This window comes from Clostridium sp. NkU-1 (assembly GCA_001312405.1).
This window is the reverse complement of the sequence record BBDR01000011.1, coordinates 40,781-60,328: the sequence shown is the minus strand read 5'-3', so window position 1 is coordinate 60,328 and position 19,548 is coordinate 40,781. Positions and strand designations below refer to the sequence as shown.

Below are 19,548 nucleotides of genomic sequence, written 5' to 3'. Positions count from 1 at the left end.
CAGCATGTTTATACTCCGTCTGCTGCTTCACGGGGAGGATTGAATATGCCTTCTACCTCCTCATCCGTCAGCTCCACATTATAAAATTTCAGATAGAAGTCTTTAATTGTCTGGTTCAGATCAAGATCTGCAAAAGCTTCCGGATGATTTTTCTGGGCCATCCAGTAAAGGCACAGGGAAGAGTCAGATGACGGCGGGAACCAGCGGTACATTCCCAGGGGGAATTTATAAACTTTCTTTTCCCGTACTGCCTTAACCGGACTCCAGTCAAAGCCTTCGATGCTGTTGTCATAGAAATCCTGAGGCAGGTAAGGACTAAAGTTTGTTACATAGATAATATCCGGATCCCATTCATAAATCTGCTCCATGGTCAAATCCACGCCTGACCCCGGAATATCCTTTGATACACTGACAGCTCCGGTGGCGTCGCACCAGTACTGACCGAAGAACTGGTTGCCCGAGGTCTGGAATACCCCGTCTTTATAATGATAAATAATCATTACTTTCGGTTTATCTTCCTCTTTTACATCTTTTAACCGTTTTTCAATATCAGCAGCCACTTCGCGTCCGTAATCAGTAATACCGGCCACTTTATCCGGCTCATCAAATACTTCCCCCAACAGTTCAACCCATTTGTTTACAGTTTCCACCGTATTAAACCCGGCAATGGAAGTACTGAAGCCAACCACCGGAATACCGGTCTTTAACAGAACTTCCCTTTCTTTTGCATTGTTAGCATTGCAAAAGATCACATCAGGCTTCAGCTTAATAAGTTCTTCCACATTAACCTCGCCGCCCTGAATAAAGGAAGTTTCCACATCCTTTAATTCCGGAGCCACCTTCATTAACAGAGAATGCTCTGCCGCACTTTTAGAAGCCGGATGCATGCCCACCAGTTTGTCGCCTGAGCCCTGATACAATGCATAAACCGACGGCAGCGGCCATAAGGATGCAATCACCACACGATCAATATTAACCGGAATAACCACCTCATTGCCGCCATGGTCAGTGATCGTCTTGGTCTCGCCTGCTGCCGGTGCAGATTCTTCCTTTTTCCCGTCCTCTGTTTTGTCTTCCGCTGATGCTGCCTCTGTACCGGCAGCGTTGGCCGGAGCCTCTGTGGAAGCTGTCTTGGCCGTACAGCCGGATAATAAAGCCAGACACAGAGCCATGCTCAATACACGCGTTACTGTCTTTTTCATCGTTTTATTTCTCCTCTCTTTCGCTCATTATATCATTGGAAGCTAAAAATAAACTTCCGCTCAATCGTTCTCCCATCAGCTGGGGCGCATGATCCCAGCACACCTTGCTGGAAACCGCCACATGGGGCAGCTCGATGAACCGTACATTTTCTTTTTCCCGGATCAGCTGCCGGATCAGCGGATCAGCTATAATCGTATGGTATCTTCCACTGTTCACCAGTTTTCTGATATCACTCTCACTGTTCAGCGCAAGGCTGTCCTGCCGGTACACTCCTTGTGTTCCGCCAAATAAAACCGCCGGCTGAATTCCCCTTATTCCCCTCTCTTCACGAAAATGAAATGCCAGCGACCGGATCAGGACCTCTTCACCGATGACTAAAACCTGACTGGTTTCTTCTGCCTCCGTTTCCAATACCCTTTCCCGTTTATCTGCCATTGTTTCTTTCAGCATTACCGCCAAGCGGTCAGCTGCCAATTCCCCAACCGGTACTCCCACAACGTAAGGAATTTGATACCTTTTTTTTCATATATTCTGCCAGGCCCAGGCCGCTCTTTGATACTACCAGGTTTACACTGGCTGACGGTGCCTGGCAAGCCTTATGGAAATCAGATACCATAGAAAAATCCGCCTGAATTATAAAGCCTCGTTTCTCCATTTCACCGATTAAGTCAACCGCATTGCTGTTGTTGGAAAAATCAAGGGGTGTCAACCCAAGAATATTGATCCTGTCACCAGACGGACAAACTGCCTGGGGCGGCGGAAAGAACTTTTTCGCAAAAGCTATGTAAGCATCCGAAATCCCTTTGTCATAGTAATGCAAACCGGTTGTAGCCAGTCCGATGGAAGGAATTCCGGTACGTTCTTCCAGCTCTGCCGCAATCCCTTCCAGATCTGTACCAATAACCATGGGAACAGGACTTCCCAGAAAGCAGAGGAAATTCGGCTTTAAATCATTTGCGGCTTTTTCTATCTTTTGTATGAATTTTTCATCATTGCCAAGAATCGCATCCATTTCCCTGAGTCCTGAACAGTACACCAGACTGCGGGAATCATACCATCTTGGTTCATCATAGCCGGTATAATTTCCTGTGCAGCCGGAAGCATCATGAATCACCAGCAGGCCGCCAAATGCAAACAGTGCGAGCATACACCGGAATAATCAGGAGCAAACGGAGGCAGTTGTATCGAAAGTTTATGCATTATATCACCAACCCATAATTTTTTTATCAGCGTTTCTAAATCTTCTTCCACTTGAACCGCATGGACGATTCCCTGCATCAGCCGGATTAAACCGTCAAATCCAAAGTTCCCTTCATTATTAACCAGACCATACACATGGCGGGCACGGGTAACATATGCGGCTTCAAAGCCAATGGCAATGCTGTCCTCCGGAAATGCCCCGATCTTTGCAGGAATATCATGGGCGATTGGATTCATAATCTGGATTTCCGGCATATGTTCATAGATCCAGTCCGCATGTTCCTTTTCTCCTGCCCCGATTGTCCGGGCAAAAATTCCGGCCACATGGAAGCCCGCCTCGCATAATGCCCTTGCTGCCGCAAAAGGAAAAATCACAGCCGTGTAATCGATAAATACCGGTCTGTCCCCGACTGCCTCTCTGGCCTCCCTGACAGCCTGCCTTGCTCTCTCCCGGTACGGCTCCAGATCAAACCGGACGTCCTCTTTGTCTGCCAGCTTTTCCATCAGCTGTTCATAGGTATTCAGAATATCTTCCTCCCGATAGTTAGTGTAAGCTAACTCAAAATCAATATTCAGCCAGTCTTTCATGTCCATGGCCGGTTTCACTGCCGGCGGGGCTATTACCAAATTCCATTGGGCAGCCGCCATCTGCTGATATGCTTCAAATGTTTCAAACTGTGCAATGTGGTTGACCTGTTCCATTCCCAGCGCCTGCAAAAAACCATACAATTCGGATTCCGGCCGGATCTGCACCGGATTCCCAATGAGATTGACCTGCCTCTTCTTTACTTCCGACGGTTCCAGAAGACCGTACATCTTCCGGCGGATATTGACCGGCGGAGGATTATCCGTATCAAGGGTGATGGGGTTCATATGGCAGAAAGTAAACCGAACATCTTCATGCTGTTCCCGTAAAACAGCCAGTATGGACTCATGGTCTGTTCCCAGCAGGTCATCCAGGCAGCTGACAAAGATCATCAGAACCTTAGGCCTTTTCTCCAGAGTTTCCAGGAGCTCTGCCACCCCTTCCGGAATTAAATCCTCATAGCCTCCCGATACAATATCACTTTCATCAATGTATAAATAGGAGAGACGGTCTTTTAAGCCATGCGCGATGGCCCCCAGCGCCCCATGCCTCCCGCAGGCAAAGGGGCAGACAAACAGCTGATAACTTTCCGGAACCAGCATGGCCAGGCGGACCACCCCCCACCCGCCGTGGGCAGGCGATGTATAATGAAGAGTACTGCAATCAGTTTTCATGGCCGCACACCTCCAGAATAGATTTGGCCAGTGTACGGTATTCTCCTGCCATAGCACTTTCCGGAAATGCCTCCACAACTGTTTTCTTCTGGTGTTCTGCCTCCTGTACGATTCCATCCCGTGGCAGGATCCGAACGATCTTCCCGCCGCTTTCCTCTGCAAATTCTGATACAAGTTCCTGCTCTTTTTCAATATTTCGTGAGTTTAAAATGATACCTGAATACCTGGCATATCCCCGCCTGGAAAACTGTCCCACAGCACTGACAATATTAGCTGCCGCATAAAGGGACATCTTCTCACCCGAAGTAACAACAAATACATGTTCCGCATAGCCGCCCCGAATGGGCATGGCAAAGCCTCCGCATACCACATCACCAAGAACATCATAAAGTATGATATCCGGCTTGTATACCTCATAAGCATTTAATTCTTCCAGCCGCTCAAAAGCGGTAATAATGCCGCGCCCCGCGCAGCCAATTCCAGGAGTCGGCCCTCCGGCTTCCACGCATAACACCCCGTTGTAACCAGGAAATACAATATCTGAAAGCTCCACATGATCAGACTTTTCCTTAATCGCATCCAAGACCGTTTTTACCGGTTTTCCCAATGTCAGATTCTGTGTGGAATCCGCTTTCGGATCACAGCCGATCTGCATTACCCGATATCCCATATCAGACAATGCTGCTGCCAGGTTTGAGGTAGTTGTGCTTTTGCCAATTCCTCCCTTCCCGTATACTGCAATCTTTAACATATATGACTCTCCTTAGCTCGCTTTTAGTTAGCTTCAACTAACCTCTGCATACTAACATGTAGCTGCCTGGGAGTCAAGCTGATACCGGGAAAATTGTCTCAAATGAGATACATCCCGGATCACAATTTTCTGATCCGTATACTCAATCGCCTGAGAAAACCGGAAGTTGTCCAGCTCACGATACAGACTGGCACGGCTGATTCCCAGGCTGGAGCACAGTCCGGTCTTGCCTGTACGCAGGAAAATCACCCATTGCTGTTGGCGTGACTCACTAAATAATCTGCCAGGCGGGCTTTTGCAGAAGTGGTATTAAGCATTTCTATTTTCTTCTGCAGAAACAATATCTTTTTATTAAAAATCGTCATGATATGAAGCATCAGCTCCGGATCCTTTTTAAACACCTTCAAAAGTTCACTCTTCTTTATGTACAGTACGGTTGTGGGACACATACACTGGAGAGTGTTGGGCATCTCGGCATGAGTAAAAATCGTGCAGATACCAAAACAGTCTTTCGGATAAATCCGTTTCATGGTCAGTTCCTTCCCATCCTGGGTAACAGAGGAGACAGCAATCTCGCCGGTTACTACAATACCGATGGATTTCTCTCCCAGATAATGGTTGCTGACCAAGGTGCCTTTTTTTAAGCTGCTCATTCCATACTCCATATCCCCCACATTCATTCCCCGGAACAATTCTGTGGTTTTTAAAAATTCCAGGTCCTTTTCCCGTTGTGTCAAATGAGACACCTCCCTCTTCCTATGTCTGCTATAATACGGTGGAAATATCATCATTATACAAGGAGACAGGAAAAATGAAAAGTAAAATAATTCTCATTAGCGGGGGAGCCGCCGCCGGTAAGACTCTGGCTGCCGCAAATCTGATCCGTCATATTCAGTCTGCCGGTAAGCGCTCCTCTGTCTGCAAAATTGACTGTCTGCATTCCGATGATCCAGCTGCCTATCAGGCTTTGGGCGTTCCGTTTATACTGGGCCTGTCCGGTGACATATGCCCGGATCATTTCCTGATTTCAAACCTGGAGGAAATGATCGCCTGGAATGAACAGCAGAAAACCGAATATCTGATAATCGAAACTGCGGGACTCTGCAACCGCTGTTCACCTGCCACCGCTCATACGGTCAGCATCTGTGTGACAGATTGCACCAGCAGCCTGCGTTCCCCAAAAAAACTGGGTCCAATGCTGACAACCGCTGATATCATTCTCATGACCAAAATCGATATGGTTTCACAGGCAGAAAAAGAAATTATCCACTATAATATAAGCTCCTTAAATCCAACCGCTCATATCTTTCCTGTAGACGGATTATCGGGTTACGGCAGCGGACTTCTCTTCCATTACCTGGAAAGCCTTCCCGAAACAGGGTGGAACAGCAATGACACCCTGCGTCACACCATGCCTTCCGGTGTATGCTCTTACTGTGTGGGAGAAAAACGGATCGGCACCATGTATCAGCAGGGCATTGTGGAAAAAATGGACTTTAAGGAGGTATCCCATGTTTCATGAATTGACAATTATCCCGGGCCGCAATAAAAACGGACAGCCAGAGTCCGTTGCTCCCCTTACCATGAAGTCCGGACAGCTGTACGCAGTTGTAGGCCATACCGGTTCGGGGAAAAGCCGGCTGATTCAGGACTTAGAGCAGCTGGCCTGCGGTGACACGGTCTCCGGACGCCATGTATGGATCAACGGAAACGTACCGGATAAGCAGACCCGATTTAACACCTCCAGGCAGCTGATCGCCCATCTCAGCCAGAATATGCGTTTCGTATTGGATGGGACGGTTGAGGAATTTATCCGCATGCACTGTACCTGCAGACAGCGGGACTGGCATAAGGTTCTACCGGAAGTCATTGACCAGGCCAATGCCATTACTCCGGAACATCTTCATGGAAGTGACAGCTTAAATCTGTTAAGCGGCGGTCAAAGCCGCGCCCTGATGATCGCTGATGTGGCCGTTTTGTGTGAAAGTCCCATTGTTTTGATCGACGAAGTGGAAAATGCCGGTATTCATAAAGAAAAAGCTTTGCACCTGCTGCTGAAAAAGCAGAAACTGGTACTGATCGCCACACACGATCCGCACACAGCTTTAATGAGTGACTGCCGGATCTGTATGAAAAACGGCGGAATACAATCGGTAATTGAAAGAAATGAAAAAGAACAGGAAACCTGGGAACGCCTGCATACATACCAGCAATATATTGTGGAAATGCAAAGAAAGATGAGAGTCGGTGAATTATGCGTAAAATAAGTATGTACTGGAATAATATCTGTGTCCTGCACCGGTATGAAAAGAAACATATCGAAGAGGTAACATCGCTTTTAAAAGAACAGGATATCTTGCTGGAAACAGAATACTTTGGTCTGGGATATCCAAAAAAAGCTGTCAGAAGAGGTAAAAAAAACCGGGATCACACCGGACATCATGGTTTCCACCGATTTAGAGGTGTTTGAAGATCCGGAAATCTATGGTTTGTTTAAAGAGGAGCTGCTGGAAATACAGGGCCTGCTTCCATTAAAAAATGAGATTCGTAACAGCAATCTCTGTCAGGACAAGCGCCTTCTTCCTTTTTTTAGTGATCCCGCTTATTATGGTATTTAACAAGCAGTTATTAGCCGGTCAGCCCTTGCCGGTATCTCTTAAAGAACTGGCAGAGCATCCCAAGGCGTTTGGCGGAAAGACAAATTCAGCCGGGCGGGGTGTCTATAAACAGCTTACCTGGTTATACGGCAAAGAGTTTACCGATCTTTTTATGGAAAATGCCACGATTTTTGATATGCCGGTCCAGTCTCTCCAAAGTGTCCAAAAAGGGCTAAGCCCTGCGGCAATTACTCCCTCCATTTTTGCTTTCCGGGCAGATGAAACACTGCTTTCACTCCGGTATCCCAAAGAGGGGGCCTTAACCGTTCCTTCTTTTATCGCTGTAAAAAACACACTGTCAACCGATCTTGCCGGATGGATTCTGTCAAAACTGTTTACGGTTGACTTTTGTAATTACTTTGCTGAATATGGGGAAATACAGCCATGTTTCCAACATACCAAAGATGTAAACATGGTGGCTGAACATCAATTTCGCTTTGTTTATCCTGACTTTGCAAAATCACCTGGAAGGTATGTGTAAAATTGTTTATCGCATGAATCCCTTGATTCTGGCAGAAGAAACATTAGAGATTTTATAACTGAAAAGTTATCTTTTTGATTTAAAAACGGCATGAAAATCCAGTCAAGGATAAAGGCTTTATTAATGAATAAGACTTTCTATCCATACAATATAAATAAACAAAAGGCTTCGGTAAAATCGCCGAAACCCTTTGTTTACAAAGCCTTTGGAACTTGTCCTTTCATCTTCCAAGGACATTTCATTTCCCGCCTGGAATCTAATTCAAGCCCATCTTTTTTCTTTTTTTCATAATGTGAGCTTCAATATCCTTGGCTACCTGTACCGGATCATCTCCCAACGCTACTTTACCGCCGGTCAGGCCCTCTACGTCTTCTGTAAGCAGCTTTACAAGCTTTGGCGCGCCGGTGATAAAGGGTGTGGGAGAAAGATGGGTATAAGCTCCATATGCTATGGCAAATAAGCCATCTATGGTGGCCTTCTGTTCCATCCACTCCGGCGCCGTTACTGCAATAGGCAGGTCAGAAATGTCTGCATCCAGATGGTCTGCCAGAGCCGTTACAAGCATGGAAATCCTTCCTGTATCCGTACAGGTTCCAAAGCTTAACACAGGGGGGATTCCCAAAGCCCTGCACACTCCCTGCAGTCCTTCTCCTGCCTGATCGATGGCGTCTAAATTGCACATTCCTGCAACCTCTAATCCATGGTTTCCGCAGCCTCCTGCCACAACAAGGATGTCTTTTTTAATCAGTTCTTTTGTTAAATTCACTGTATTCCAATCCTGGGGTCCATTTCTCAATGTGGAGCAGTTTGCCAGGGCCACGATTCCTTTTAACTGGCCTTTTGCAATTACATCCACCAGGTTATTTAAATCATTTCCGATTGCATTTAACACTGCTTCCGTGGAAAATCCGGCAATGGCTTTTTCCTTGTATTTTGGTACCATTGGCTTGATCTGGTCATGCCTTTTCTTAAAGTTCTCAATGGCAACGTTAATGCACGTTTCCGCCATCTCCTCTGCCTTGCCCGGATAATATGGCATCTTATGTTCTGTGCCTGGAACACCAATAATCGTGCTGACGCTCACAAGCGCAACCTGATATTTTTCCGCATATTGATCAATGGCAGGCGGAGAGCAGTTTTCTTCCATTACAAATGCGTCTACAGTTCCTGTTGCTAAAAACGGTTCAATGGATAACCAGTTTCCCATAAGACCCACAAACACATCATCATTTCAAACCTTTGCAGTAATTCCTGTCCGGTCTCAATGGAGCCTACAATGTGTATTCCCTTTGCTCCGGCCTTCCTGGCCATATCCTGATACTTCTGCATCCTTGCCATCTGCAAAGCAGCGACCCCAATCCAGGCTGATGCCCATTAAATGCAATATTTACGTAATCAGGATCCATAATTCCCAAATCCACATCCACTTCATGAGGCATGGGGGTTCCAAATAAAATATCCTGTGTCATTTCAAGGCCAATCTGGGCAGTATAAATGGTGGACAGACCTAAGCGCAGGGCTTTTGTTGCCAGGGAAACATAATCACCATCTACGTTGGTAAGACAGCTTGCAATGCTGTTCTGCACTTCGTGTTCAACGCCTGATGGGTAAATGTGTAAGTCTTCCCAGATCTTTTTTCGTTTTTTCGGTGAAAAGACTTCCACCATAACACTTTTCTCATCAGGCTTATTTTCATTTCCCGGTCAAGAAACTCTGCCAGGCAGACAGCCATCTGATTTACATCCTGATTTGTATTAATCCCGGTCTTTTCACACATCCATTTTAATTTGTTAACGTCTGTAATCTGAAAAACTGTGTTGCCTTTTCCTGTTTCTTTTAAGGTCCGGAAGGCTTCATAAGCATGATGGGCATAAGTGGCTGCTCCCATAATGTTTCTCATAAGAAGATTTCTCATGGCCATGGCATCTGGGCCAATTCCGCAGACACCTTTTTCCGGTCCCTTCTGTTCGTTGATTCTGCAGGGTCCATTGGTACATAATTGGCAGCTTAATCCCTGCAGGCAAAATTTGCATCGTATCTTTTCCTGCTCGTCCCATCTGGAAAATACGCTTGATAATCCGTCATCCCTTATCCTTACCAGCATCTCTTCCACGGAATCGTGATAGCTTACCCGTCCTTCTGTCTTTTCTAAAACCGTCTCTGGCATAATTACCTCCATATAAAATATCATTCAGTCAGTAGTATACCAAATTATAGAAACACTATTCTTTTTGTAATGAAATCCAGTCTTTCAGTTCATGTTGCAAATATCACAGAACGTTATCAATAACCTTTTGACTTAATACGCTCTACAATTTAAATCAGCATTTACACCAGTATTTATATTAGTATATTTATTGACTTTTTTATCAGCTAAGCATATACTGCTATTAAAGAGGTGATGATTATGAATTCTATTCGAAGTGCCATTGAAAACACAGTGCCCATTTCCCAATTCAACCGGGGCCTTGCAGGAAAAATATTTGATGAAGTAAAAAATAATGGTGCAAAAGTTGTAATGAAGAATAATACTGCAGAATGTGTTCTTTTATCTCCCGATGAATATATCCGTCTTTTGGACGAGGTAAATGATGCCCGCCTTATAACTGAGGCTGCTGAGCGAATGTCCCATTTTAATCCTTCCACTGTGATTTCCCAGGAACAGGTGGACCAGGAATTCGGGTTCTCTCCTTCTGATTATATGGATACAGACGAAATCGAGCTGGAATGAACTGGAAAGTCAGTTATCTGCCAGAAGCTCTTGAAGACCTTCGTAAACTGGACGGCAGCCAAAGGATTCTTATCCGTAAGGCGATTCAAAAAGTCAGCCAGAACCCACTACCGGAAACCGAAGGCGGCTATGGAAAATTCCTGGGAAACAAAAGCAGTACAAATCTGTCTGGATTTTTAAAAGTCAAGCTCCGCGGGGCAGGACTGCGCATTGTTTATCTACTGGTACGCAGAGATAATGATATGCTGGTTATTGTAATCGGGGCACGGGCGGATGATGAAGTCTATGAGACTGCCCATAATCGAATCAAGAAACATAAGCTTTAAAAAAAGGGGTATTAATTACCCCTTTCTGCAATCTGCGGCAAACATTGTCCTGATGAAACTTGTCTTTCACCCTCCCAGAGTCACATCCTGCCTGGAATACCATTCAATCGCATCATATACGTGCTGCGGCGTAAAATCCGGCCAGTAATCATCAATCACATACATATCTGAGTAAACGGACTGCACCGGCAGGAAACCGGACAGCCTTCTGCGGCCTCCCCACCGGATCACCAGATCGATCCTTGAAACATCGGCGGTTTTTAATTTAGGGCCTATGGCACCGTCATGAAGTCCCAGATCCCACTCCCAGCTGTAATTGACCAGAAAATTGATCTTCATTCCCCCATTACCGAACTGGTGTCTGTTGGTATATGGCTTCAGCTCCTCCGGAAACATGGCTGACGTTGTCTTTCCCAGAACCAAAAGCTCGGCATCTTCCTTTGACAGTTCCTCAACGGCTTTTACGCACGCCTTTGTAAATGCCTCCCTTTGGATTGACGGACGCTTTGTATTATCCACTGTAAAGCCGTAAAAGGTCATTTCGTTAATCCCCAGTTTTCTGCAAAGGTGGTAAAGGACCATTCCAGGGGAGATTCCATTGTCATACCCTGCCTCTTTTCCCATTCCTTTTCCAAGTGCCCAGCGGCGGTTGCCGTCTGGTATGATCCCGATGTGCTTTGGAATTCTCATACACTTTCCTCCATTTTTACCTGCTATATTTGAATTATATAGAAAGTATAGCCATTTTTTTTCTCTTCCATAATTCTTTCTCCGGTAAATCATCGTGGGAAGGAAATCCATACCTTCATCTTTTATGGAGACGGATAGGGCTTGCGGGCGATTTATATTTCATATACTTTACGTGCTCAACCGGGTCACGCCCCACAAAAACAAACGGCACGCCCCTCTTCCCAGGGCATGCGTCCATCTCCATACATGGCTTTTATAGAAAATTATATTCTGTTAGTATCTTCTCCCGTCCCGTAGTTATATCCGTAAAATATTCATAATAGCTGAGCCCCAGAAAAGAGCCAGAAATGTTAATGATGTTGTCAAAACCACGGCCCTTTAACGCCATGACTGCATTATAGCTTCTCTGGCTGGTCCTGCAGTGTAAATATACCGGCCTGTCACGAGGAATCTCTGATACACGCTGCCTCAATTCACCTAATGGGATATTCACAGCTCCAATGAGATGACCCATCTCAAACTCGTCCCTGCCCCTCACATCAATGATGCAGGCTTTGCTCTCCACCAGCTCCCGCACTTCACTTACATGAACCTGTTTAAGGACTCCGTGCAGGACATTGAGTGCCACCAGTGCAGCCAGATTAACCACATCCCTTGCTGTGCCGAACACCGGTGAGTAGCAGAGTTCCAGCCCTTTCATGTCCTCCAGTGTTCCATTCATGGCAATAAGGGTTGCGATCACGTCAATTCGTTTGTCTACATTGCCTTTGCCGATGGCCTGGGCTCCCAGGATCCTTCCTGTGGGCACTTCGAATACAACCTTAAAATGCATGGGAGAACTGCCGGGCATGAGGCCTACCTTATCCATGGCCATAGTGTAGACAGAATCGCATGGTATATTATTTGCTTTAGCGGTTCTCTCATTCAGTCCTGTGGCAGCAGCGTTCAACTGGAACAGCCTGACAGCACAGGAGCCAATGACTCCGTTATTCCTGGTAGACATTCCATACATGGCATCAGCGCTGCCCTTGCCTGGCGCAGAGCCGGACCAGCCAGGGGGAGCCTGGTTGGTTTGTGGGTCAGACGCTGGTAGACCTCGATGGCATCGCCCACTGCATAGATATGCGGGTCGCTGGTGCGGTAATCCGGTGTTACCTTGATTGCACCGGTCTCACCGATTTCCAGACCGGCCTGCTTTGCCAGCTCTGTCTCCGGCAGTACGCCAATGGAGAGTACCACTGCATCGCAGGCCAGCTCCCTGCCTGAGTTTAAGATTACCTTATCTTCAGTAATGGCCTTAACACCGTCACCCACAGCCAGTTCCACGCCCTGATCATAAAGCTCTTTTTGCAGGATCTGGCTCATACCATAATCAAAAGGTGCCATGATCTGGCTGGCAGCCTCTGCCACAGCTACCTGCTTTCCTGCTGATTTCAGATTTTCCGCCACCTCCAGGCCGATAAAGCCGCCTCCGATTACAACCACACTGCGGACTTCTTCCCTGGCAACATATTGATCCAGCGCTGCAATATCATTTACATTGCGCACTGTGAATACATGAGGGAGAGACACTCCCTCAATTGACCTGGGGCGGATAGGATAGGATCCCGGCGAAAGCACCAGCTCATCATATGATTCTTCATATTCCCGGCCGGTTACACTGTCTTTAATACGTATTTTCCTGAGGGCAGGGTCAATGCCGCACACCTCACTGTTTACACGCACCTCGATATCATAGGAATGTTCAAATCCCTCCGGCGTCATGAGTACCAGATGGTCCTTATCCTCCACGGTCCTGCTTAAATAATAAGGAAGTGAGCAGTTGGAAAAGGATACATGCTCTCCCCGTTCAAATATGGTTATGGACGCATCTGCATCCAGACGCCTGATCCTGGCTGCGGCGGACGCACCGCCGGCAACACCTCCTACAATAAGAACACGTTTACCCATGATCACACCTCCTTTGTAAATTATCTTCTTATTAATCTTCTTTTGCTGAAGCCGGCTTCTTTTCCAGGTTCAGTGACTTGTCATTATATACTGTCATATCAATATTATTGGTCAGTTTTGCTGCAACCAGACCGGTTACCATGCCATCGCTTACATTCAGGCAGTTCTTGCCATGTCGATAACAGGCTCAATTCCTACCAGCAGACCTGCAAGACCTACCGGGAGTCCAAGTGCGGATAACACGGTGATACCTGCAAAGGTTGCGCCCCCGCCCACACCGGCGATACCGATAGAAGCAAACGTGATGATGACTACCATCAGGATAAAGAAGGAAGGGGTAATGGGCTGGCCAACAGCGGGAGCCACCATGATTACCAGCATGGCAGGATAAATAGCCGCGCATCCGTTCTGTCCGATGGAGGTACTGAGGGAACCGGCCAGGTTGGAAACTCCGTTATCCACGCCCATCTCATCTGTCAGGGTTCTGATGGTCAGCGGCAGGGTTCCTGCACTGGTACGGGAAGTAAATGCAAATACCAGGGTTGTCATGGCCTTCTTAAAATATATCAGCGGACTGACTCCCACTGCAGCCAGTATCAGTCCGTGAATGAGGAACATGATAAATATCGCTGTATAGGAAGCAAGAACAAAGGTTACAAGCCGCAGGATACTGGTGTAATCACTTCCGGCAATGGTCTTGGTCATCAATGAGAAGATGCCGAATGGAGTCAGCATAATAATCATCATGACCACTTCCACAACCAGGGTATTCAGCGAATTCATTATCTTCCCGAAAAACTCCGCCTGTTCCGGAGCATATGTCCGTACCCCGATTACTCCGATTCCAAGGAATGCTGCAAAGAGCACCACGGAAAGGGTTGCATTGTTTCCCTGTCCGGTCAGGGCATAGATCGGGTTGGATGGAATGATATCAATAATGGTATCTTCAATGGAAAGACCCTCTTTCGCCTTTTCCTCCAGCTGGGAAGTCTTCTTGCTTTCCGCCTCGCCAATCTCCAGCCCTTCCGCGCTGACGCCAAAGGCTGCAGCTGTAGCACCGCCTACCACTGCTGCAATTGCTGCCGTGGACAGGAGGATTGCCAGTACAAGAGCGGTGATCTTACCAAGATTCTTGCCTGACTTCTGGTTAATGATAGCACACACGATGGATACAAAAATCAGCGGAATAACCATCATCTTCAAAAGCTTGGTATAAGCAGTTCCCACCAGGCTGATCCAGCGCAGGCTCTCAGAAACCGCCGCATCATCTGCCACTGTCTTTAAAACCGCACCAAATACAATACCGCCGAACAGACCGGCTATTACACGTACATTAAAAGATTTTCCCTTTTTCTGCAATACGAACAGAACACCCAGATAGATTAAAAAAACAGATTACACTGATATAAACAGCCATTTATTCCCCCACCTTTTCTTTGATGTTTTTGATAATGCTCTCAACAGCAGTAACAACATTCTTTGTATCTGTAGCCAGGTTAATACGGATAAATCCGTGTGCCATAAGGCTGAACCATTCCCCTACGTCGCAGGCAAGACGGCACTTGTTCTGGATAAAGCCGGCAGTCTCTTCCCCTGTAAGATAGCCCCTTAAGTCAATCCAGGACAGATACGTTCCTTCAAGAGGCGTAACCACGATCTTTGGAAGCTCCCTTGCAAACTCCTGTTTCATATAATTGTAATTGTGAATAATCAGTGCCTTCACATTCTCCAGCCATTCTTCCCCTCCCCGGAAAGCAGCCTCCACGCCTGTAACACCCATGAGGTTGACTTCCGGTGAACCAATGCCTTTGATGTATGCATCGTAGGTTTCCATCAACTGTTTGTCAAATATGATTACGTGGGAATGAATCAGCCCGGCCAGGTTAAATGTCTTGGAACCTGCATTTAAGGTAATCAGAATATCCTTATACTTACCGTTCCTGACCACTGCGGATGATACGAACTTCTTCCCCTCATAGGTAAAATCCTGATGAATCTCATCGGAAACCACCAATACCCCATGTCTGCGGCAGATGGCGAACATGGTATCCAGCTCTTCCTCTGACCATACACGGCTTACAGGGTTATGGGGGGAACACAGGATGAACATCTCTACCTTGTTGTCTACGATTTCCTTCTCAAATTTTTCAAAATCCAGGGTGTAATAACCGTTGTCATTATCAAGCTCACAGGTTACCAGCTTTCTGCCAGTATTCAGTATGGCATCATAAAACGGGTAGTATACAGGAGGGCAGATAATAACAGACGCTTCCTCTTTGGTATATGCTCTTACAGCCGCATATAAGGATCCCACCACTCCGGTAGCAAACCTTACATTTTCCCTGGTAAGTTCTACATTATGATGCTTCTTCTGCCATGCAAAGAAAGACTCAAAACATGCTTCCTCCACCGTGCCATAGCCAAACACGCCGTGCTCCACACGCTTTACCAGCGCTTCCCTTACTGCTGCCGGTGACTGGATCTCCATATCGGCAACCCAGAGGGGAAGCAGGTCTGCATCTCCAAAAATCTCCTGAAGTGAGTCCACTTTAATGTGCCTGTTCCCCGCCGTTCCACACAATTTTCCCTACAGAACTTCTCAATGTCCATAAAAATACCATCCTTTTTCTAGTATAAGCGAGATATTGCAAAATATTGTTTACTAACTTAACTATATTATAAAATGTATAGTGCATGTTGTCAATATTATTTTAATATATATTTTATAATTAGGGCATTTTAAACATAAAGTATTAATCTTTTTTTATTATAGTTAATTAACTTAACAATATTTCCATTTTGTTTGAAATAATATATTGAAGCCCTATTCTATATATGGTACTATTACATGTACAGATATCATCAATTGAACAGGAGCATCTATATGAGTCATATTTCAGATATAAACAGCGCGTATCAAAAGTTGAATGCACGGGCAGATAAATTATATGAATTTATCATCTTATATCACAACTATATCTATGCCCATCACACATATGAGAATGAAAACTTTAACATGATGGAAATACACACCCTTACCTACATTGACGACTCCCCCGGAATTACTGCCACTGAGCTGTCAAAGATATGGCACAAAAGCAAAAGTGCCATTTCCCAGGTTATTAAGAAGCTGGTTGACTCCGGATATATAGAAAAACGCTACAAGGAGAATAATGAAAAGTCCGTATGCTTATACGTAACAGAAAAGGGGCAGAGGCTTTCCTCAGTTCACAAAGCTTACGATGTTGCAGACATTACACAGACCACTTCCTATCTGATCGAACAGTGCGGTGAGTCAGACCTGGACGCCTTTTACCGGATTATTGAGAAGTATAATGAACTTCTGAAATCTGATTTGGAATCATAGGCATATCAACAGTAACTATATTTAAGAAAAGCAAAAAAGCTGCATGATCGAAACCGTATGGTCAGATCAAGCAGCTTTTCTGATATATTGCATTCTTTTTATATTTCCATGTCAGTCTATGATGCCCAAAGGGGCCGTGTACTAAACGGCCAGTACCACAACCCCTTTCGAGTGTCATATATGGATTTTCCTATAATAGCTTTTAGAATCTATTATTTACCTTAATTGTTCAATGCTGCCTGTGCTGCTGCCAGTTTTGCAATCGGCACACGGAATGGAGAACAGGATACATAATCCAGACCGATCTTATGGCAGAACTCTACAGAAGAAGGATCTCCGCCGTGCTCGCCGCAGATACCAACATGCATTTCCGGACGAACGCCCTTGCCTAACTTGATTGCAGTTTCCATAAGCTTGCCTACACCGGTCTGATCCAGTTTTGCAAATGGGTCATTCTCAAAGATCTTGGTGTCGTAGTAAGCATCTAAGAACTTGCCGGCATCATCACGGGAGAAGCCATAAGTCATCTGAGTCAGGTCATTGGTTCCGAAGCAGAAGAATTCTGCATCTTTTGCAATGTCATCAGCGGTCAGGCATGCTCTTGGGATCTCGATCATGGTACCTACTTCATATTTTAAGCTGCTTCCTGCTGCAGCGATCTCTGCATCAGCAGTGTCAACAACGATCTTCTTAACAAACCTTAATTCCTTCTCATCACAGATCAGCGGAATCATGATTTCCGGGCAAACGTTCCAGTCGGAATGTGCTTCTGAACGTTGATGGCTGCACGGATCACTGCCTTTGTCTGCATTTTTGCGATTTCAGGATAGGTAACTGTCAGACGGCATCCACGATGTCCCATCATTGGGTTGAACTCGTGTAAGGAATCGATGATGCTCTTGATCTGAGCAACAGTCTTGCCCTGTGTATCTGCCAGCTTCTTAATGTCATCTTCCTCTGTCGGAACGAACTCATGAAGAGGCGGATCTAAGAAACGGATGGTAACAGGATTGCCTTCCAATGCCTCATAAAGCTTTTCAAAGTCATCCTGCTGTACAGGAAGGATCTTTTCAAGAGCTGCTTCTCTTTCTGCAACAGTATCAGAGCAGATCATCTCACGGAATGCGTCGATTCTGTCTCCTTCAAAGAACATATGCTCGGTACGGCAAAGGCCGATTCCTTCTGCGCCCAGTTCTCTTGCTTTTCTTGCATCAGCAGGTGTATCAGCATTGGTTCTTACTTTCAGCCTTCTGTACTTATCTGCCCATGCCATGATTCTTCCGAATTCTCCGATAATGGCTGCGTCTACTGTCGGAATGATTCCGTCATAGATCTTTCCGGTAGATCCGTCAAGGGATAAGAAGTCTCCTTCATGATATTCCTTGCCTGACAGGGTGAATTTTTTTGTTCTCTTCATCCATAACGATTTCGGAACAGCCGGATACACAGCATGTACCCATTCCACGTGCAACAACTGCTGCATGAGAAGTCATACCGCCGCGTACGGTTAAGATACCCTGAGCGGCCTTCATTCCTTCAATATCTTCCGGAGAGGTCTCAAGACGAACCAGGACAACCTTCTCGCCTCTTTCATGCCATGCTTTTGCATCGTCTGCTGTAAATACGATCTTACCGCATGCAGCGCCTGGAGATGCTGCCAGAGCCCTTCCAATCGGTTCTGTCTTCTTTAATGCATCCAAATCAAACTGAGGATGGAGTAAGGTATCGAGGTTTCTTGGATCGATCATCTTAACTGCCTTTTCCTCTGTAATCATGCCTTCGTCAACCAGATCACATGCAATCTTTAAAGCAGCCTTTGCTGTTCTCTTGCCGTTACGGGTCTGAAGCATGTAAAGCTTTCTATCTTCAATGGTAAATTCCATATCCTGCATATCTCTGTAATGGTCTTCCAGTGTATTGCAGATTCCTACGAACTGCTCATAGGCTTCCGGCATAACTTCCTTTAACTGGTCGATCTTCTGAGGAGTACGGATACCTGCAACTACGTCCTCACCCTGTGCGTTCATTAAGAACTCGCCCATAAGGTGTTTTTCGCCGGTTGCTGGGTCACGTGTAAATGCAACGCCGGTACCGGAGGTCTCACCCATGTTTCCGAACGCCATCATCTGAACGTTAACAGCAGTACCCCAGGAATATGGGATATCGTTGTCGCGGCGGTAAACATTTGCTCTTGGGTTGTTCCAGGAACGGAAAACAGCCTTAATGGCTTCCATCAGCTGTACCTTTGGATCTGTCGGGAATTCAGCACCGATCTTCTCTTTATATTCATCCTGGAACTGTTTTGCAAGCTCCTTTAAATCCTCAGCGGTTAAATCTACGTCCTCTGTGATTCCCTTTACTTCCTTCATCTTATCGATGAGCTCTTCAAAGTACTTTTTGCCAACTTCCATAACTACGTCGGAGAACATCTGGATAAATCTGCGGTAACAGTCCCATGCCCAACGGGGATTACCGGATTTTACAGCCAGAACTTCCACTACTTCTTCATTCAAACCAAGGTTTAAGATGGTATCCATCATACCTGGCATGGATGCTCTTGCACCGGAACGAACAGAAACTAAAAGAGGATTTTCCTTATCGCCGAACTTCTTTCCGGTGATCTCTTCCATCTTTGTGATGTGTTCCATGATCTGGTTCATGATCTCATCATTAATCTTCTCGCCGTCCTCATAATACTGAGTACAAGCCTCTGTTGTTATGGTAAATCCCTGGGGAACCGGAAGTCCTAAATTTGTCATCTCTGCCAAATTAGCCCCTTTTCCACCTAACAGGTTTTTCATGCTTGCATTACCTTCGGTAAACAAATAAACCCATTTTCTTGCCATAAGTATATTTCCTCCTCAAATTGTGTTGGTTATTCGGCCTTTCTGCCGATTTCTTATGCGGAAAAGCCCTGCAGATATTATAGCAT

General features: G+C 45.9%; 17 protein-coding genes and 3 pseudogenes. 7 read left to right on the top strand and 13 right to left on the bottom strand.

Annotation, left to right across the window (positions count from 1 at the left end; genetic code table 11):
- Positions 1-8: 8 nt before the first annotated feature.
- From JCM10519_RS16290 to JCM10519_RS16260, 7 genes are read right to left on the bottom strand one after another with little or no spacing between them, the layout of a single operon-like run.
- On the bottom strand, positions 9-1,202 hold the full coding sequence (locus tag JCM10519_RS16290; protein WP_054740484.1) for an ABC transporter substrate-binding protein: 1,194 nt from the start codon (positions 1,200-1,202) through the stop codon (positions 9-11).
- 4 nt (positions 1,203-1,206) lie between these two features.
- Positions 1,207-1,653: a hypothetical protein gene (locus JCM10519_RS16285; protein WP_347844470.1), complete on the bottom strand. Its 447-nt coding sequence runs from the start codon at positions 1,651-1,653 to the stop codon at positions 1,207-1,209.
- 13 nt (positions 1,654-1,666) lie between these two features.
- Positions 1,667-2,317 (bottom strand): nitrogenase component 1, encoded by a 651-nt coding sequence (locus JCM10519_RS16280; RefSeq protein ID WP_054740480.1) that lies wholly within the window; start codon positions 2,315-2,317, stop codon positions 1,667-1,669.
- Positions 2,314-3,663: a nitrogenase component 1 gene (locus tag JCM10519_RS16275; RefSeq protein ID WP_054740477.1), complete on the bottom strand. Its 1,350-nt coding sequence runs from the start codon at positions 3,661-3,663 to the stop codon at positions 2,314-2,316. Before JCM10519_RS16275 ends, JCM10519_RS16280 begins: the two co-directional genes overlap by 4 nt.
- Positions 3,653-4,414, bottom strand: a complete 762-nt coding sequence (locus JCM10519_RS16270) for an AAA family ATPase (protein ID WP_054740475.1) — start codon at positions 4,412-4,414, stop codon at positions 3,653-3,655. The genes JCM10519_RS16275 and JCM10519_RS16270 overlap by 11 nt, the downstream gene beginning before the upstream one ends.
- Before the next feature lie 51 nt (positions 4,415-4,465).
- Positions 4,466-4,663, bottom strand: coding sequence for a hypothetical protein (locus tag JCM10519_RS16265; RefSeq protein ID WP_054740473.1), 198 nt, complete (start codon positions 4,661-4,663; stop codon positions 4,466-4,468).
- Entirely contained in the window at positions 4,660-5,151 is a 492-nt protein-coding gene (locus tag JCM10519_RS16260) for a cyclic nucleotide-binding domain-containing protein (protein ID WP_054740470.1), read from the bottom strand. Before JCM10519_RS16260 ends, JCM10519_RS16265 begins: the two co-directional genes overlap by 4 nt.
- A gap of 74 nt (positions 5,152-5,225) precedes the next feature.
- Here JCM10519_RS16260 and JCM10519_RS16255 point away from each other — a divergent pair, with 74 nt between their 5' ends.
- The 4 genes from JCM10519_RS16255 (at position 5,226) to JCM10519_RS16240 (ending at position 7,552) form a co-directional block, all read left to right on the top strand.
- The gene (locus tag JCM10519_RS16255) at positions 5,226-5,936 is read left to right on the top strand and encodes a GTP-binding protein (protein ID WP_054740468.1); all 711 of its coding nucleotides are present in this window, start codon (positions 5,226-5,228) and stop codon (positions 5,934-5,936) included.
- Entirely contained in the window at positions 5,926-6,681 is a 756-nt protein-coding gene (locus JCM10519_RS16250) for an ATP-binding cassette domain-containing protein (protein ID WP_054740466.1), read from the top strand. Before JCM10519_RS16255 ends, JCM10519_RS16250 begins: the two co-directional genes overlap by 11 nt.
- Positions 6,682-6,789: 108 nt before the next feature.
- Positions 6,790-7,032 (top strand): hypothetical protein, encoded by a 243-nt coding sequence (locus tag JCM10519_RS16245; protein ID WP_054740464.1) that lies wholly within the window; start codon positions 6,790-6,792, stop codon positions 7,030-7,032.
- A 25-nt stretch (positions 7,033-7,057) separates the two neighbouring features.
- Complete coding sequence (locus JCM10519_RS16240) at positions 7,058-7,552, top strand: ABC transporter substrate-binding protein (protein WP_054740462.1); 495 nt, start codon at positions 7,058-7,060, stop codon at positions 7,550-7,552.
- Positions 7,553-7,808: 256 nt separating this feature from the next.
- Here JCM10519_RS16240 and cooS read toward each other — a convergent pair.
- Positions 7,809-9,719 (bottom strand): annotated as a pseudogene (gene cooS / locus JCM10519_RS16235) (anaerobic carbon-monoxide dehydrogenase catalytic subunit).
- A gap of 240 nt (positions 9,720-9,959) precedes the next feature.
- Between cooS and JCM10519_RS16230 the strand changes: the two are divergent.
- Together JCM10519_RS16230 and JCM10519_RS16225 are read left to right on the top strand one after the other, a co-directional pair.
- Positions 9,960-10,283, top strand: a complete 324-nt coding sequence (locus JCM10519_RS16230; RefSeq protein WP_054740460.1) for a type II toxin-antitoxin system Phd/YefM family antitoxin — start codon at positions 9,960-9,962, stop codon at positions 10,281-10,283.
- Positions 10,280-10,609, top strand: a complete 330-nt coding sequence (locus tag JCM10519_RS16225; RefSeq protein WP_054740457.1) for a hypothetical protein — start codon at positions 10,280-10,282, stop codon at positions 10,607-10,609. The genes JCM10519_RS16230 and JCM10519_RS16225 overlap by 4 nt, the downstream gene beginning before the upstream one ends.
- A 66-nt stretch (positions 10,610-10,675) precedes the next feature.
- Here the strand turns inward: JCM10519_RS16225 and JCM10519_RS16220 are convergent, their stop codons facing one another.
- The 4 genes and pseudogenes from JCM10519_RS16220 to JCM10519_RS16205 form a co-directional block, all read right to left on the bottom strand.
- Positions 10,676-11,299 carry an undecaprenyl diphosphate synthase family protein gene (locus JCM10519_RS16220; RefSeq protein WP_054740575.1) on the bottom strand — a complete coding sequence of 208 codons (624 nt, stop codon included), beginning with the start codon at positions 11,297-11,299 and terminating at the stop codon, positions 10,676-10,678.
- A gap of 253 nt (positions 11,300-11,552) precedes the next feature.
- Positions 11,553-13,249, bottom strand: a pseudogene (locus JCM10519_RS16215) (FAD-dependent oxidoreductase).
- A 156-nt stretch (positions 13,250-13,405) separates the two neighbouring features.
- Complete coding sequence (locus JCM10519_RS16210; RefSeq protein ID WP_347844469.1) at positions 13,406-14,608, bottom strand: cation:dicarboxylase symporter family transporter; 1,203 nt, start codon at positions 14,606-14,608, stop codon at positions 13,406-13,408.
- A 58-nt stretch (positions 14,609-14,666) separates the two neighbouring features.
- Positions 14,667-15,797, bottom strand: coding sequence for a MalY/PatB family protein (locus JCM10519_RS16205; protein WP_347844468.1), 1,131 nt, complete (start codon positions 15,795-15,797; stop codon positions 14,667-14,669).
- 336 nt (positions 15,798-16,133) lie between these two features.
- Here JCM10519_RS16205 and JCM10519_RS16200 point away from each other — a divergent pair, with 336 nt between their 5' ends.
- Positions 16,134-16,616 carry a MarR family transcriptional regulator gene (locus JCM10519_RS16200; protein WP_054740455.1) on the top strand — a complete coding sequence of 161 codons (483 nt, stop codon included), beginning with the start codon at positions 16,134-16,136 and terminating at the stop codon, positions 16,614-16,616.
- Between the two features lie 221 nt (positions 16,617-16,837).
- Here the strand turns inward: JCM10519_RS16200 and ppdK are convergent.
- Positions 16,838-19,462 (bottom strand): annotated as a pseudogene (ppdK, locus tag JCM10519_RS16195) (pyruvate, phosphate dikinase).
- Between the last annotated feature and the right edge of the window lie 86 nt (positions 19,463-19,548).